The sequence below is a fragment of the Pseudomonas sp. FG29 genome, from assembly GCF_057809355.1.
The window spans coordinates 40,801-56,221 of sequence record NZ_JBMDJU010000024.1 but is presented as its reverse complement, the minus strand read 5'-3'; the positions used below and the strand labels follow the sequence as shown (position 1 = coordinate 56,221).

Annotated in this window: 12 protein-coding genes; 4 read left to right on the top strand and 8 right to left on the bottom strand. The window is 64.7% G+C overall.

Features of this window, described 5'->3' with window-relative positions; genetic code table 11:
- Positions 1-312: 312 nt before the first annotated feature.
- The 3 genes from ACODS1_RS20090 (at position 313) to ACODS1_RS20080 (ending at position 5,269) form a co-directional block, all read left to right on the top strand.
- Positions 313-1,665 carry a TolC family outer membrane protein gene (locus ACODS1_RS20090; RefSeq protein WP_489087053.1) on the top strand — a complete coding sequence of 451 codons (1,353 nt, stop codon included), beginning with the start codon at positions 313-315 and terminating at the stop codon, positions 1,663-1,665.
- A gap of 99 nt (positions 1,666-1,764) precedes the next feature.
- Positions 1,765-3,921: a type I secretion system permease/ATPase gene (locus tag ACODS1_RS20085; protein WP_322978513.1), complete on the top strand. Its 2,157-nt coding sequence runs from the start codon at positions 1,765-1,767 to the stop codon at positions 3,919-3,921.
- Positions 3,911-5,269: an HlyD family type I secretion periplasmic adaptor subunit gene (locus ACODS1_RS20080; protein ID WP_489087052.1), complete on the top strand. Its 1,359-nt coding sequence runs from the start codon at positions 3,911-3,913 to the stop codon at positions 5,267-5,269. Before ACODS1_RS20085 ends, ACODS1_RS20080 begins: the two co-directional genes overlap by 11 nt.
- Positions 5,270-5,305: 36 nt before the next feature.
- Here the strand turns inward: ACODS1_RS20080 and mmsB are convergent, their stop codons facing one another.
- The 7 genes from mmsB to ACODS1_RS20045 form a co-directional block, all read right to left on the bottom strand.
- Positions 5,306-6,187: a 3-hydroxyisobutyrate dehydrogenase gene (gene mmsB, locus ACODS1_RS20075; protein ID WP_489087051.1), complete on the bottom strand. Its 882-nt coding sequence runs from the start codon at positions 6,185-6,187 to the stop codon at positions 5,306-5,308.
- Between the two features lie 21 nt (positions 6,188-6,208).
- Complete coding sequence (locus tag ACODS1_RS20070) at positions 6,209-7,039, bottom strand: isocitrate lyase/PEP mutase family protein (protein WP_489087050.1); 831 nt, start codon at positions 7,037-7,039, stop codon at positions 6,209-6,211.
- Between the two features lie 153 nt (positions 7,040-7,192).
- Complete coding sequence (locus ACODS1_RS20065) at positions 7,193-8,296, bottom strand: enoyl-CoA hydratase/isomerase family protein (RefSeq protein WP_489087049.1); 1,104 nt, start codon at positions 8,294-8,296, stop codon at positions 7,193-7,195.
- Positions 8,297-8,531: 235 nt separating this feature from the next.
- Positions 8,532-9,350: an enoyl-CoA hydratase gene (locus ACODS1_RS20060; RefSeq protein ID WP_489087048.1), complete on the bottom strand. Its 819-nt coding sequence runs from the start codon at positions 9,348-9,350 to the stop codon at positions 8,532-8,534.
- Between the two features lie 78 nt (positions 9,351-9,428).
- Positions 9,429-10,592 carry an isobutyryl-CoA dehydrogenase gene (locus ACODS1_RS20055; protein WP_489087047.1) on the bottom strand — a complete coding sequence of 388 codons (1,164 nt, stop codon included), beginning with the start codon at positions 10,590-10,592 and terminating at the stop codon, positions 9,429-9,431.
- Between the two features lie 6 nt (positions 10,593-10,598).
- Positions 10,599-11,846, bottom strand: coding sequence for a substrate-binding protein (locus ACODS1_RS20050; protein ID WP_489087046.1), 1,248 nt, complete (start codon positions 11,844-11,846; stop codon positions 10,599-10,601).
- Between the two features lie 92 nt (positions 11,847-11,938).
- Positions 11,939-13,435 (bottom strand): CoA-acylating methylmalonate-semialdehyde dehydrogenase, encoded by a 1,497-nt coding sequence (locus ACODS1_RS20045; protein ID WP_489087045.1) that lies wholly within the window; start codon positions 13,433-13,435, stop codon positions 11,939-11,941.
- Between the two features lie 121 nt (positions 13,436-13,556).
- Between ACODS1_RS20045 and ACODS1_RS20040 the strand changes: the two genes are divergently transcribed.
- Complete coding sequence (locus ACODS1_RS20040; RefSeq protein ID WP_489087044.1) at positions 13,557-14,438, top strand: AraC family transcriptional regulator; 882 nt, start codon at positions 13,557-13,559, stop codon at positions 14,436-14,438.
- 66 nt (positions 14,439-14,504) lie between these two features.
- Here the strand turns inward: ACODS1_RS20040 and ACODS1_RS20035 are convergent, their stop codons facing one another.
- Positions 14,505-15,320 carry an HDOD domain-containing protein gene (locus ACODS1_RS20035; protein WP_489087043.1) on the bottom strand — a complete coding sequence of 272 codons (816 nt, stop codon included), beginning with the start codon at positions 15,318-15,320 and terminating at the stop codon, positions 14,505-14,507.
- Between the last annotated feature and the right edge of the window lie 101 nt (positions 15,321-15,421).

Below are 15,421 nucleotides of genomic sequence, written 5' to 3'. Positions count from 1 at the left end.
GTTCTCAGCGGGCTCACGGGCGTTGCGACGGCCTGGTGAGCGAGGCTGACACTTAACTGGCTATTACGGTGTAAAGGTTATGAAACAGGTTTGACGATTTTTTGACTTTTAAACTTTTGACGCCTGGTTTTGCGTCAGAGTATTGACCTATTGCCTCGCATCCTAAACAATCACCGCGCTGATGTCACATTGATATTTGCTTTTCGTCTGGAGTTTTTCAATGTGACTTGGATCACATCGCGACACCCGGACTAAAAGCACCGTCCGGGTGGCCTCGGATGTTCACTTCTCTTCTTCAGGAAGCTCAGAATTATGCGTCTGCGACTGTTCCACGCTCTGCCGCTTGCCTTGGCCTTCAACCTGCCTGTGCATGCCCAGACCCTCTCCGAAGCCATGCAATATGCGATGGCTGTGCACCCGGAAATCCAGGCTGGTGTGAATGGTCGCCTGGCCGCTGACAAGCAACTCGATGCTGCCCGCGGCGGCTACCTGCCTTCGGTTGACTTGCTGGCCGGATACGGCCGCGAAGGCACCGACAACACCTCCACGCGTGCCGCCGGAAAAGGCGGGTTCGAGACCCTGAATCGCGGTGAATCGAGCCTGCGCCTGACTCAGATGGTGTTCGACGGTTTCGCCACGCAGAGCGAGGTCGGTCGCCAGCAGGCCACCGTCAACTCGCGCGCCTATGCGTTGCTCGGCACCTCCGAACGCACCGCGCTGGACGTCGCACAGGTCTACATCGATGTGCTGCGTCGCCAGGAAATGGTGCGTCTGGCTGAAGACAACCTGCGCAGCCACGAACGTATCTACGATCAGATCACCCTGCGCAGCCAGCGCGGTGTCGGTCGTCTGGCCGACCAGGATCAGGCCGAGGCCCGTCTGGCTCAGGCGCGCAACAACCTGCTCACCGAGCAGACCAACCTGGCCGATGCCCGCACCAACTTCTTCAGTGTCGTGGGTATGGATCCGGCTGAACTGGTCGAGCCGGCCGGTCTGCCAGGCCAGTTGCCGGGCACTCTGCAGGACGCGCGTCAGGCGCTGATGGCCAATAGCCCGATCCTGCGTTCGGCCGAGTCCGACGTGGTGGCGGCCGAGAAACAGTACGAAGCAGCCAAATCGCTGTTCTACCCGCGTTTCGACGCCGAGCTGTCGCGTAATGCCGACAACGACATCGATGGTGTGAATGGCCACTCCAACGAATGGCAGGCCATGCTGCGCATGCGCTACAACCTGTTCGCCGGTGGCAGCAACAAGGCTGATCTGGAGGCCAAGTCTTACCAGGCCAACCAGGCGCTGGATATCCGCAACAACGCCCTGCGTGTGCTCAACGAAGACCTCGGTCTGTCCTGGAATGCCCTGAACAACGCCCGCGAACAGTTGCCGATCGCTCGCAACTACGTCGAGTACAGCACCCGTGTGCGTGAGTCGTACCAGAAGCAGTTCAGCATCGGCGAGCGTACGCTGCTCGATCTGCTCGACAGCGAGAACGAACTGTTCACCGCCTCGCGTCGCCTGAGCGACCTGCGTTACACCGAACTGTTTACTCAGTACCGCATCAAGGCCACCATGGGCGAGTTGCTCAAGAGCCAGGGGGTTGTAGCGCCGATGGCAACCGTGGTTCAGTCCGAGCTCAAGCCTCAGGCAACACTGCCCGGCCTCAACTGATCGACCCGTTTCGCCCGTCGGGAGCCGCCTGGCTCCCGGCGGGCGTTCGAGTTTGTGGCCTGTGCAGCTCCGAAGAATCCCCAATTAGAGAGTCCTGGTGTGGATCCACAAGCCAGTCGCGTCGAAAGCCATTCCGATCCCCGTGGCCAGCATGATGATCCACTGCTGGACTCGCTTCTTTCTCTCTGCGTCCTGCATCGCAAGCCTGCCAACCGGGCCATGCTCACCAGCGGCCTGCCGCTGCCCAAGCAGCGCCTGACCGCCGAGCTGCTGCCGCGAGCGGCCGCGCGTGCCGGCCTGCAGGGGCGCCTGCTGCGCAGAAGCCTCGAGCAGATCCCGAAGATCGCCTTGCCCGCCCTGTTGCTATTAAAGGAAGGGCGCTGTGCGGTGCTGCTGGGCTGGAACGAGAAGGGCCAGGCGCGTCTGCTGCTCAGCGAGAGCGACGGTGGCGAGGTGGTGGTCGCTCGCGATCTGCTCAATGACGATTACAGCGGCCAGGTGTTCTTCGCCCAGCCGCAGCACAAGTACGATCTGGATCAGGGCAGCCTGATCCCGCGTACGAAGTCCTGGTTCCGCGACACCCTCAAGCGCTCGCGCTGGCTGTACATGGATGCCGTCGCCGCCAGCCTGCTGATCAACCTGATCGGCCTCGGCGCGCCGTTGTTCGTGATGAACGTCTACGACCGCGTGGTGCCCAACCAGGCCGCTGCAACCCTCTGGGTGCTGGCCATCGGCATCTGCGGCGCCTACATCTTCGACCTGCTGCTCAAGACCATGCGCGGGTTGTGCCTCGATCTGGCCGGCAAGAAGACCGACCTGATCATCTCCGCCACGCTGTTCGAGCGCATCGTCGGCATGGCCATGAAGCACCGTCCGCAGCGGGTCGGCAGCTTCGCTCAGAACATCCACGAGTTCCAGACGCTGCGCGACTTCCTCGCCTCGCTGACGCTGACCAGTGTCATCGATCTGCCGTTCACCCTGCTGATCCTCCTGGTGATTGGCCTGCTCGGCGGGCATCTGGTCTGGGTGCCGCTGCTGGCCTTCCCGCTGGCCATGGGCATCAGCTGGCTGCTGCAGAAACCGCTGGTGGCGACCATGGATCGCACCATGGCCCTGGCCGCCGAGCGTCAGTCGAGCCTGATCGAGACCCTCGCCGGCCTCGACGCAGTGAAGGTCAACAACGCCGAGAGCGACCGCCAGTACCTCTGGGAGCAGACCATTGGCACCCTCGGGCGCCTGGAACTGCGGGTGAAGATGCTCTCCAGCCTGGCGATGAACCTGACCCTGCTGATCCAGCAACTGGCTGGCGTGGTGATGATCGTCGCCGGCGTCTACCTGATCATGGCCGGCGACCTCAGCATGGGCGGGCTGATCGCCTGCTACATGCTCAACGGCCGCGCACTCGGCCCACTGAGCCAGTTGTCGGGGTTGTTCACCCGTTATCAGCAGGCGCGCCTGACCATGCTCAACGTCGACCAGATGATGGACTTGCCGCAGGAACGGCAAGAGGGCGAGCAGCCGCTGGTGCGTGCCAAGCTGCAGGGCAGCCTGGAACTGCGCCAGGTCAGCTTCACCTACCCGCACCAGCAGACTCCGGCGCTCAGCGAGATCAACCTGATCGTCCGTCCGGGCGAGAGGATCGGCATCATTGGCCGCAGCGGCTCGGGCAAGAGTTCGCTGGCCAAGCTGATCGTCGGCCTGTACCAGGCCGATGCCGGCAGCCTGCTGGTCGATGGCACCGACATCCGCCAGCTGGATGTCAGCGAGCTGCGCCACAACGTCGGTTACGTGCCGCAGGACATCCAACTGTTCAGCGGCAGCCTGCGCGACAACCTGATGGCAGGCGCGCGCTACGTCGAGGATGAGCTGGTGCTGCAGGCGGCGGAGCTGTCTGGCGTGCACGAGTTCGCCCGGCTGCACCCGCAGGGCTATGAGCTGCAGGTTGGCGAGCGCGGGCAGAACCTTTCCGGTGGCCAGCGGCAGAACGTCGCCCTGGCGCGCGCGCTGTTGCTTGACCCACCGATCCTGCTGCTCGACGAACCGACCAGCTCCATGGACAACCCGGGTGAGGAGCGCCTCAAGGAGCGTCTTGCTCCGGTAATCGCCAACAAGACCCTGTTGCTGGTCACGCACCGGGCCTCGATGCTGTCGCTGGTCGACCGCCTGCTGATCGTCGACCGTGGTCGCATCATCGCCGACGGGCCCAAGGCATCGGTCATGGAAGCACTGAAGAAGGGGCAGATCAGTGTCGCTTAACCCATTCTCGACGTTGCGTCAGTACTTCAAGGGCGGTGAGTCGTTGTCCGGCGAGCCCTTGCCCGAGGTGGACAAGGCCCTGGTGGAGGACGCCCCACGGGTGGTGCGCCTGACCATCTGGGTCTTGCTCGGCTTCGTCGCCTTCCTCGGCATCTGGGCGAATTACGCCGAGATCGACGAGGTCACCCGCGGCGAGGGCAAGGCGATACCGTCCTCCAAGTTGCAGAAGGTGCAGAACCTCGAGGGCGGCATCGTATCCGAGCTGTTCGTGCGCGAAGGCCAGGTGGTGGAAATCGGTGCGCCGTTGCTGCGTCTGGATCCTACGCGCTTCGAGTCCAACGTCGGCGAGACCGATGCCGATCGCAACGCCATGCAGTTGCGTGTCGAGCGCCTGAGCGCCGAGGTGGATGATCGCCCGCTGGTTGTCGCCGATGCCCTGCGCGCTGCGGCGCCAGCGCAGGCGGCCAGCGAAGAGGCGCTGTACCTCAGCCGTCGCCAGCAGCTCAATAATGAGGTTGGCGGCCTGGAGCAGCAACTGGTGCAGCGGCGTCAGGAACTGCAGGAGTTCATCTCCAAGCAGGCGCAATTCCGCAACAGTTTGCAGTTGCTGCGTCAGGAGATCGGCATTTCCGAGCCGCTGGTGGCCGAAGGCGCCATCTCCCGCGTCGAGGTGTTGCGCCTGCGCCGCGCCGAGGTGGAAACGCGCGGGCAACTGGATGCCACGACGCTGGCCATTCCGCGCGCGGAATCGGCAATCAAGGAAGTCGAGCAGAAGATCGCCGAAACCCGTTCGCGTTTTCGCAGCGAGGCGCTGGCCCAGCTCAACGAGGCGCGCACCGACCTGAACAAGGCCGAGGCGACCGGCAAGGCGCTGGAAGATCGGGTCAAGCGCACCCTGGTCACTTCGCCGGTGAGGGGCATCGTCAAGCAACTGCTGGTCAACACCATCGGCGGCGTGATCCAGCCCGGCAGCGACTTGGTGGAAATCGTGCCGCTGGACGACACCCTGCTGGTGGAGGCACGCATCCGCCCACAGGACATCGCCTTCCTCCATCCCGGGCAGCGCGCCATGGTCAAGTTCACTGCCTACGACTTCACCATCTATGGTGGGCTGGAGGCCGAGCTGGAGCAGATCGGCGCCGACACCGTCACCGACGAGGACGGCAACAGCTTCTACCTGATCAAGCTGCGCACGCGCAAAAGCCACCTGGGCAGCGACGAAAAACCGCTGCTGATCATCCCCGGCATGGTGGCTTCGGTCGACATCATGACCGGCAAGAAGAGCATCCTCAGCTACTTGCTCAAGCCCATCATCCGCGCCCGCGCCGAGGCTTTGCGCGAGCGTTGATCGAAGGCGTGGCGGGCGCCTTGCCCGCCAGCTCGCTCAGACGAACAACTGTTGAATGACCGAAAAGTCCTGCCTGCCCTTGCCCTGTTTGAGCAGCAGGCGATAGAGCTGCAGCGCCAGGGCGCCCATTGGCGCGCTGTTGCCGTTATGGCTGGCGGTTTCCTGGGCCAGGCCAAGATCCTTGGCCATCAGCTCGGCCATGAAGCCGCCGCTGTAGCCGTTCGAGGCCGGCGCGTGTTCCATCACCCCGGGCCAGGGGTTGTATTTCTCCAGCGTCCAGTTGCCGCCGGAACTCTGCCGCATGATCTCGGCCAGCACCGCCGGATCCAGGCCGTTGGCCACGCCCATGGCCATGGCTTCGGCGGTGGCGATCATCTGCACCGCAAGCACCTGGTTGTTGCACACCTTGGCCACCTGGCCGGCACCTTCCGGCCCGGCATGGAAGATGTTGCGGCCCATGCTGGCGAGGATCGGCTGGGCTCTTTCCAGCGCCTGGGCTTCGCCGCCAACCATGAAGGTCAGGGTGCCGGCCGCCGCGCCGCCGGTGCCGCCGGACACGGGCGCATCGAGCAGGGCGATGCCGCGTTCGCGGGCAGCGGCGTGCACCTTGCGCGCGGACTCCGGGGCGATGGTCGAACACTCGATCACCAGCGTGCCGGCCTTGAGCCGATCGAGCAGGCCGTCGTCGCCCAGGTACAGGCTTTCCACATGGCGGCTGGCCGGCAGCATGCTGATCACCACCTGTGCCTGGTCGATGGCGTCGGCGGCGCTGTCAGCGGCCACCGCGCCTTCGCCTGCCAGGGTGTCGACGGCGCTGCGCAGCAGATCGAAGACTTTCAGCGGGTAGCCCGCTTTGAGCAGGTTGCGGGCCATGGGTAGGCCCATGTGGCCGAGGCCGATAAAGGCGATCTGGGTCATGTTGGTTCTCCTTTCTTGTTGTCAGCGCTTGAACAGCTCGTTGAGCTCGGCGAAGGGCGCCGCCTCCCTGGCGAAGTCGGCATCGCCCTGGCGCAGCGCGCGTGCGGCCTGCAGGAAACCGCCGAAGGCCGCGCGCGCCAGGCTGGAGCCGACGCTGACGCGGCGCACGCCCAGCTCGGCCAGGTCATCCAGTGTCAGTGCGCTGCTGGACAGCCCCAGCAGCACGTTGACCGGGCGCGGTGCCACGGCGCGCACCACGGCGTCGATCTGTGCGCGAGTAGTCAGGCCGGGGGCATAGAGCACCTCGGCGCCGGCTTCGGCATAGGCTTCCAGGCGGCGCAAGGTATCGGTCAGGTCTTCGCGCCCGTGCAGGAAGTTTTCCGCACGGGCGCAGAGGGTGAAAGGGAAGGGCAGGCTGCGCACGGCGGTCACCGAGGCGCGGATACGTTCGACCGCCAGTTCCAGCGGATATATGGGGGCCTGCGGGTTGCCGCTGGCATCCTCGATGGAACCGCCGACCAGCCCGCAGGCAGCGGCCTGCAGCAGGGTATCGGCGCAGCCCTGCGGATCATCGGAAAAACCGTTTTCCAGATCGGCTGCCACCGGAAGTGGCGTGGCCTCGACGATGGCGCGGGCATTGGTCAGGGTGTCTTCGCGACTGATCAGGCCTTCGCCATCGACGCGCCCGAGGCTGAAGGCCAGGCCGGCGCTGGTGGTGGCCAGCGCTTCGAAACCGAGCGCCGCGAGGATCTTCGCCGAGCCGGCATCCCAGGGGTTGGGTAGTACCAGCAGCTCGTCACGTTGGTGCAGGGCCTGGAAGGCCAGGGCTTTTTGCTGCTGCGTGTTGGCCATGCCGTTGCTCCTTGATAGGTTTCGTGACTGCAGATCCTCAGGTCGCGGCTAAAGCCCCTCCCACAAAAGCGCGTAGCTCGGATGCAATCCGGGGCGTTTCGTGCAACCCGATTCCCGGATTGCATCCGGGCTACGCATGGGGCGCACGGCCTTCTACAAATCCGCCAATGGATGCTCACCGTCCCAGGCCGGGGCGAAGTGCGCGTCGATCACGGCTGCCGGGATTGCAGCCACGTCCGGCCAATGCCAGTGTGGCGTCTGATCCTTGTCGATCAGGCGTGCGCGTACGCCTTCGGGGAATTCCGAGTGGCGGCAGCAGTTCAGGCTCATGGCGTATTCCATGCGGAACACCTCGGCCAGCGACAGGTGGCGGGCAAGTTTGATCTGCTCCCAGACCAGGTGCGCGGTCAGCGGGCAGCCGTCGGCCAAGGTCTTGGCCGCGCGGGCGAGCGGGGCGTCGTCGTCCTCTTGCAGGGCGCTGAGCGCCTGCACGGCAGCCGGCAGGTCGGCGACATCGAGTAGCGCGTCGATACGCTCGCGGCGTGGCAGCCATTGCGCGCCGGGCAGTTCGCTGCGGGCCTCGCTTTCCAGCGCGCGCAGCAGGCTGTGTAGCTGGGCATCGGGTTGCTCGCGCCAGTTCAGTTGCACCAGGCCGTCGAGCAGGGCGCCTTGCTGGTCGTCGCGCAGGAAACGGTCGGCCAGGTTCAGATCCAGCGCGTCGCGGGCATTGATACCGGCGGCGGTGAGACCGAGGAACAGGCCCAGGCGACCCGGCAGGCGGGCGAGGAACCAACTGCCGCCAACATCCGGGTACAGGCCGATATTGATCTCCGGCATGCCCAGGCGGCTGCTCGGGGTGACGATGCGGATGCCAGCGCCCTGCATCAGACCCATGCCGCCGCCCAGCACGTGACCATGCGCCCAGCAGATGAAGGGTTTGGGGTAGGTGTGAATGCGGTAATCGAGGCGGTATTCGTCGGCGAAGAAGCGCCGCGCCAGCGGCGGCACTTCGCCCGGATGCTCGCGGCACTGATTGACCAGTTGCACCACATCGCCACCGGCGCAGAAGGCCTTGGCGCCGTTGCCACGCAGCACGACGCAGGCGATCTCGGGGTCATCGGCCCAGGCCTGCAGGCGTGCACCGAGCGCCTCGATCATCGGCAGGGAGAGGGCGTTGAGGCTCTTCTCGGCATCCAGGCTGGCGATGCCGATGCGGTAGCCATGCAGGCTGGGGCGTTCTTCGAATTGCAGGTTCATGCGTGTTTCCCGCGTAGGGGGATGGCGCTTTGTCCATCCACCGCGTGTGTTGGGCACCTCTAAAAACTACCTGCGTTGCCATCGCTGCGTTAAAAACAGGCTCAAAATGCTCATTTACAGCTCGTAAACTCCGCTTTTTCGACTGTTTTTGCCTTGCGCTGGCTGCCTCGCCTACGTTTTTAGAGGCGCCCTGTTGTGGTGGACGTGAAAGGCGACGTCCACCCTACGAGCGTGCTTACTTGTTGCGCCACTGCGGATCGCGTTTTTCCAAGAAGGCGTTGACGCCTTCGCGGGTGTCGTCGGCGTCGAACAGGTCGACGAAGCGCTCGCGTTCCTCCGGCAGCCAGGTATTCGGGCCGCGCTGGCGGGCGCCCTGGATCAGCGGCTTGATGGTGCGCACTGCCACCGGGCTCTGCCGCGCCACCTTGGATGCCAGGAGCAGGGCGGTGCCGCGTGCCTCTCCGGTGTCCACCACCTGCTCGACCAGGCCTATACGCAGGGCAGTGTCGGCGTCGATGCGTTCGCCGCAGAGGATCATACGCTTGGCCCAGCCTTCACCCACCAGCCAGGGCAGTGCCTGGGTGCCACCGGCGCAGGGCAACAGGCCTACGGCGGCTTCTGGCAGGGCCATCTGCGCCTGGCGTTCGGCGATGCGCAGGTCGCAGGCCAGGGCGCATTCGAGGCCGCCGCCCATCGCGTAGCCGTTGATCGCGGCGATGGACACGCCACGGAAGTCGCGCAGGGTCTCGAAGGCTTCGCCGAAGCGTCGCGCCATCTCGCGGGCACGGGCCTTGTCGCCATCGGCGAACATGTTCAGGTCAGCACCGGCGGAAAAGAACTTCGGCCCCTGGCCAGTCACCACCAGGGCGTAGACCTCGTCGTCCCGGTTGAGGTGCTCGATCACCTGCTTGAGGCCGATCAGCGAGTCACGGTCCCAGGTATTGGCCGGCGGGTGGTTGATGGTGATCAGCGCGGTGTGACCGTGCTTCTCCACGGTGAGTTTGTGGGTCAGGTCGAAGATGCCGGATTTGTAGGTTTCCAGTGCAGTGCTCATGGTCGTCCTCGATATTCATCATTGCCGTAGGAGCGAGCTCTGCTCGCGAACATCGCTCGCACCTAACTGGGGTTACTACTACAGCAGGCGATCGAGCATGCCGCCCTGCAGGAGCAGGCGGCGGGCGACGATCACCCGCATGATTTCGTTGGTGCCTTCCAGGATCTGGTGCACGCGGGCGTCGCGCACCCAGCGCTCCAGCGGGTAGTCGTTCAGATAGCCATAGCCGCCATGCAGTTGCAGGGCTTCGTTGCAGACGGTGAAGCAGTGGTCGGTGGCGAAACGCTTGGCCATGGCGCAATACAGGCTGGCTTCGCCATGCCCATGGTCGAGCTTGTGTGCGGCCAGGCGCACCATCTGCCGGCTGGCGGTGAGATCGGTGAGCATGTCGGCGAGTTTGAATTGCAGCGCCTGGAACTGGCTGAGCGGCTTGCCGAACTGCTTGCGTTCCTCGACGTAGCGCAGGCTCTGTTCCAGCGCCGCCTGAGCGGCACCGAGCGAGCAACTGGCAATATTCAGACGGCCACCATCGAGGCCCTTCATCGCGTAGACGAAGCCTTCGCCTTCCGGGCCGATACGGTGACTGGCGGGAATGCGCACGCCCTCGAAGGTGATGGTGCGGGTCGGCTGCGCCTTCCAGCCCATCTTGTCCTCGTTGCGCCCGTAGCGCACGCCGGGGGCATCGGCCGGCACCAGGAAGCAGGAGATGCCCTTGGCGCCGTCTTCGCCGCTGCGCGCCATGACGATCAGCACATCGGTGCTGCCGGCACCGGAGATGAAGCACTTGCTGCCGTCGATCACGTACTCGTCGCCATCGCGGCGGGCGCGGGTGCGCAGGTTGGCCGCGTCGGAGCCTGCGTCCGGTTCGGTCAGGCAGTAGGAAGCCAGCGCCTGGCCGCTGATCAGCCCAGGCAGCCAGGCGTCCTTGAGCGCCGGGGCGGCGAAGCTGGCGAGCATCCAGGTGGCCATATTGTGGATGGTCAGGTAAGCGGTGGTGGCGACGCAGCCGGCCGCCAGTTGCTCGAAGATCAGCGCGCTGGACAGCCGTGACAGGCCGAGGCCGCCATCCTCTTCGGCGATGTACAGGGCCAGGTAGCCCTGTTCGGCGGCGCGGCGAATCACCTCGACGGGGAAGTGGTGGTCGCGATCCCAGTCGGCGGCGTGGGGCGCCAGCTCCCGCGTGGCAAAGGCGCGGGCGCTGTCGGTGAGCAGGCGTTGTTCATCACTGAGTTCGAAGTCCATGGCATCTCATTGCAAGGTCAGGGGTTGGCCGCCGGCCTCGCGCTCGGCCTGCCAGTCGGCGAGGCTGGGCAGCGCCGTGCTGGCGTCGAGGCGGTCGACGATTTCGAAGTAGTCTTGCTTGAGCGGATCCTTGAGCACCTCGTCACGTGACTTGACCTTCACTGCGTAGACGGTCTGCAGGTTCTGGTGATCGAAGGTGCGCCATTGCTGCTCGTCTTTCAGCAGGCTGTAGCGGTGGCCTTCCAGCGCCTTGATCAGCGCTTCGCTGTCGAGGCTGTTGGCGCGCTTGGCGGCATCGGCCCATTGCTGGACGATGCTGTAGGCTGAGGCGGCTGAGCTGGAGGGGTACATCTGATAGCGGGTCTTGAAGGCCTCGACGAAGGCTTCACCGCGCGCGGATTTCTCCAGCGCCGGCACGCGCCAGGTCCAGGGCTCGGTACCGATCACGCCCTGCATCAGGCTGGGACCGGCCTGTTCGACGATGCTCTGGGTCAGGTTGGGGGCGATGATCTGCATGCGTTCGGTCAGGCCCATGTCCTTGGCGATGCGCATGGCGCGCACCAGATCCTCGCCGAACAGCACCAGGGCGAGAATGTCGGCCTTGCTGGACGCGGCCTGGGTCAGCGCATCGGTGTAGTCGGCCAGGCGTGCGCCAGGGAAGGGCACGCGTACGCCGGCATGCTGGCCAGGGTCGTTGCTGGCGGTGGCGTTGCGCAGCGAAGCTTCGGTGGTATGGCCCCAGGTGTAGTCAGCGGTGACGTAGAAGTAGCGTTTGTTCGGCAGCGTCTTGCTCAGGTACTGGCCAAGCACCTGGGCGCTCATCCAGGCGTTGTTGCACTCGCGGAACATGTAGCGGTGGCCGTCCTTGCCGGTGGTGTCGTTGGAGTAGGTGAGGGTGCCGAAATACAGCAGGCCGTGTTCCTTGGCGCGCTTGCCAGCGGCGATGGCCACCGCACTGGAAGAGCCGCCAAAGAGCATCGCCGCGCCTTCGGCGGCCAGCTTGTCGACGTTCTTCAACGCTTTGGCCGGGCGCGAGGCAGTGTCCTTGCTGGACAGACGCAAGGGTCTGCCCAGCACACCGCCGGCGGCGTTGATTTCATCGATGGCCAGCAGGGCTCCACGCATCTGCGCCAATCCCTCCTCTTTATACGGGCCGGTGCGCGGGTAGTTGAGCCCGAGGGTGATGGGCTCGGCAGCCTGCGCACAGGCGGTGATCGTGGCCCACAAGGCCAGGATGGCGGACAGTCGGCGCATTGCAGTTCTCCTTGTTTTTGTTCTGCAAGGTACCTTTTACGCCGCTTGTCCGGCCTGGGTGATTGTCTTTTCGTATAACGGCTACGTCGTTCTCATTTCAATTGGATGGTCATGTTCGGCCCGGCCTCCAGCGGTGTGTCGTCGAACCAGCGGCTGGTGACCGTCTTGGTCTCGGTGTAGAAGCGCACCGCCTGTTTGCCGTAGGCGTGCAGGTCGCCGTAGAACGAGCCTTTCCAGCCGGTGAAGGAGAAGAACGGCAGCGGCACCGGAATCGGCACGTTGATGCCGACCTGGCCGACCTCAATCGCATGCTGGAAGTGCCGGGCGGCGCCGCCGGAGCGGGTGAACAGGCTGGTGCCGTTGCCGTAGGGACTGGCGTTGACCAGCGCGATGGCGGCTTCGAGGGTATCGACCTCCATGCACACCAGCACCGGGCCGAAGATTTCCTCGCGGTACAGGCTCATCTCCGTCGTGACGCCACGGAACAGCGTTGGCCCGACCCAGTTACCGTTCGGGTAACCCTCCACCGCGCACTGCGAACCATCGAGCAGGCACTCGGCGCCTTCCGTCTTGCCCTGGTCGATCAGGTGCAGCACGCGCTGACGTGCCTGCGGGCTGATCAACGGGCCGTAGGCCGCGCCGTTGTCCTGCCAGTGGCCGGGGCGCAGGGCGGCCATCTGCTCGGCCAGCTCGCCGATCCACTGTTTCGACTCGCCGACGAACACTGCCACACTGATCGCCATGCAGCGCTGCCCGGCGGCGCCGCAACTGGCGCCGAGCAGGTTGCTGAGCACCTGATCCTTGGGCGCGTCCGGCATGATCACCATATGGTTCTTGGCCCCGGCGAAGGCCTGCACGCGCTTCAGGTGCTGGGTGCCGGTGCGGTAGACATGTTGGCCCACGTTGACCGAGCCGACGAAGGAGATCGCGCGCACGGCCGGATGTACCAGTAGTGCATCGACCTGTTCGCGGCCGCCATGCAGCACTTGCAGCACCCCAGCGGGCGCGCCGGCTTCGATGAACAGCTCGGCCAGGCGATTGGGCGTCAGCGGATCCTGTTCGGACGGTTTGAGGATGAAGGTATTACCGCAGGCGATGGCCAGCGGGAACATCCACAGCGGAATCATCGCCGGGAAGTTGAACGGGGTTATGCCGACGCACACTCCCAGCGGCTGGATCCAGCTGGCGGTGTCGATTTCGCGGGCGACGTTCTCCACTGTCTCGCCCATCATCAGGCTGGCGATGTTGGCCGCGTGTTCGGCCACTTCGATGCCACGCCAGACATCGCCCTTGGCGTCGGCAAAAGTCTTGCCGGTTTCCTGGGCGAGAATCTCCGCCAGCTCGTCGTGATGCTCCTTGAGCAGGTGCTGGTAGCGCAGCATCAGGCGGGCACGCTCCGACACCGGCACTTCGCGCCAGGCGAGGAAGGCCTTCTGCGCACTGGTGACTGCCGCCTCGATTTCCTCGGCAGTGGCCTTGGGCGCCAGGGCAATCACCTCCTGGGTGGCCGGGTCGGTGACTTCGATCAGATCCGTGGCCTGGCTTTGCTGCCATTGGCCGTCGATCAGTTGCGGCAGGGTATGGGGCATCGTGGCCTCCTGTTGTTCTTGTCTGTGCTCCGTTATAGCCCTTGGCGACGTGCTTGTGGATTGACGATCTTGGTCATTGGATGGACGATCTTGGCATTCGATCTGCGAGTGTGAGGTGTGTATGGCGGTGCGTGTGGAAACCTCCAACTGGCCATTGCCGGTTGGCGGGCAGCGCTTCATCACGCCACCGCGCCTGCGTCGCCTGCTGGCACGCCATGCCCTGAGTGCAGGCTGCTATCCATTGGCCATGGGCTTCTACCCGGAGGCTGCCGGGCATCAGATGCGGCGTGAGCGGCCGGAGGATCATCTGCTGATCTATTGCCGATCGGGTGGCGGATGGTTGGAGGTAGGGGATGGACGATTCGAGATAATGGCTGGCGATTTGCTGGTGCTGCCCAGGGACATCGCACATGCCTATGGTGCCGACGCGCACAGCCCCTGGACGATTTACTGGGTGCACTTCGACGGCAGCCTCAGCGAGGACTTCCTGCGTCTGCTGGGTAAGCAGGTGTTGCGCCGCATCGGTGTGCAGCCGCGTCTGCTGGGCGATTTCGAAGCGCTGCTGGCCGTACAGCGCCAGGGTCTCAATGCCGTGCCCTTCATTCATGCCGCGCACCGTCTGCAGGCGATGCTTAGTTCATTGGCGGTGCTGCCGGCGCGGGTCAACCTCAAGTCCGGGCGGGTGCTGGATATCGAGGCCGTGCAGGCGGTGATGCGCGAGCACCTGCACGGCAGCCTCAACCTCGACGACCTGGCCGCGCAGTTCAAACTGTCGCGCTTTCACTTCGCCAAGACCTACCGCGCGCTGACCGGCCATGCGCCGATCCAGGACTTTATCCAGTTGAAGATGGCCCTGGCCTGTCGCCTGTTCGACCGTGGTGATATCGAGGTGCGTCAGGTGGCCGAGCAACTGGGTTACGACGACCCGTATTACTTCTCGCGGCTGTTTCGCAAGATGGTGGGCATGGCGCCCAGTCATTACCGGGCGCTGCACCAGGGGTAGGGTGCGCTAGGTACATGGTTTGCGCCGATGCAAGAGCGCACGCAGGACAGCTTTACCCAGAGGCTTTCAGGCCAGCATGCGCAGCCACAGTTGCTGCTCGTCATGCAGCGTTTCGCTCAGGTTGGCCAATGGTTGTTCAAGACCCAGGCGGCGTTGCGCGGGCAGGGGCTCCGGGAGGTTTGCCGGTTGTGTCTGCAAGGCGCTGGCCAGCAGCACCAGATCGGTCAGGTCGGCTTCGCCATCGTGATCGTGCAGCCATTTGTGACGTTGCCGGGCGCACTCGATCAGCGTGGTTGGCACCTGCCAGCGGGTCAGCACCAGGGCGCCAATATCCCCGGACAGGTAGTCACAGAGGTCATCCAGCGATTGCGCGTCACGCGGAACGTCCGGCCAGTGTTCCAGCTCCGCCAGCAGCGGCAGGCTGCCGATGTCCTGCAGCAGGCCGGCGAGCATGGCATCGTCGAGCGATTGATTGCAGCGTTGCGCCAGTGCGGCGCAGAACGCTGCCCGTTCGCGCGCCTTGCGCCAGCGCTGACGAAACACCTGCTGCAAGGCCTTCTCCTTGCTGATGAACAGATTGCGCGCGGTAAAACCCAGCACCAGCGTGCCGAGCTGGCGGGTACCGATGCGGGCGAGCAGGTCGCGCATCGAGACGCACGGCCTGGTGCCGCGAATCAGCGGGCTTTCGGCGAACTGCATGAGATAGGCGGCCAGAGGCGGGTCGCTGTTGATCACGCGCGCCAGCTGTTCCAGCGAGGTGTGCGGATCCTCCAGCAACCTGCGGATGCGCATGGCCGCTTCCGGCATTTGCGGCACCTTGGCCTGTCCTTTGAGAAAACGGGTGAGCAGGGCGAAGCGAATGGCTTCGGGGGACAGCGACATGATGGCGAGGACTTCCGTGGAACCGCAGCGGCGTACTGAAATGCTAGCAGAGCCTTTGCCGAAAGCGGATGCAGAGCTGTCGCCTTGACTTGCCCGGCACC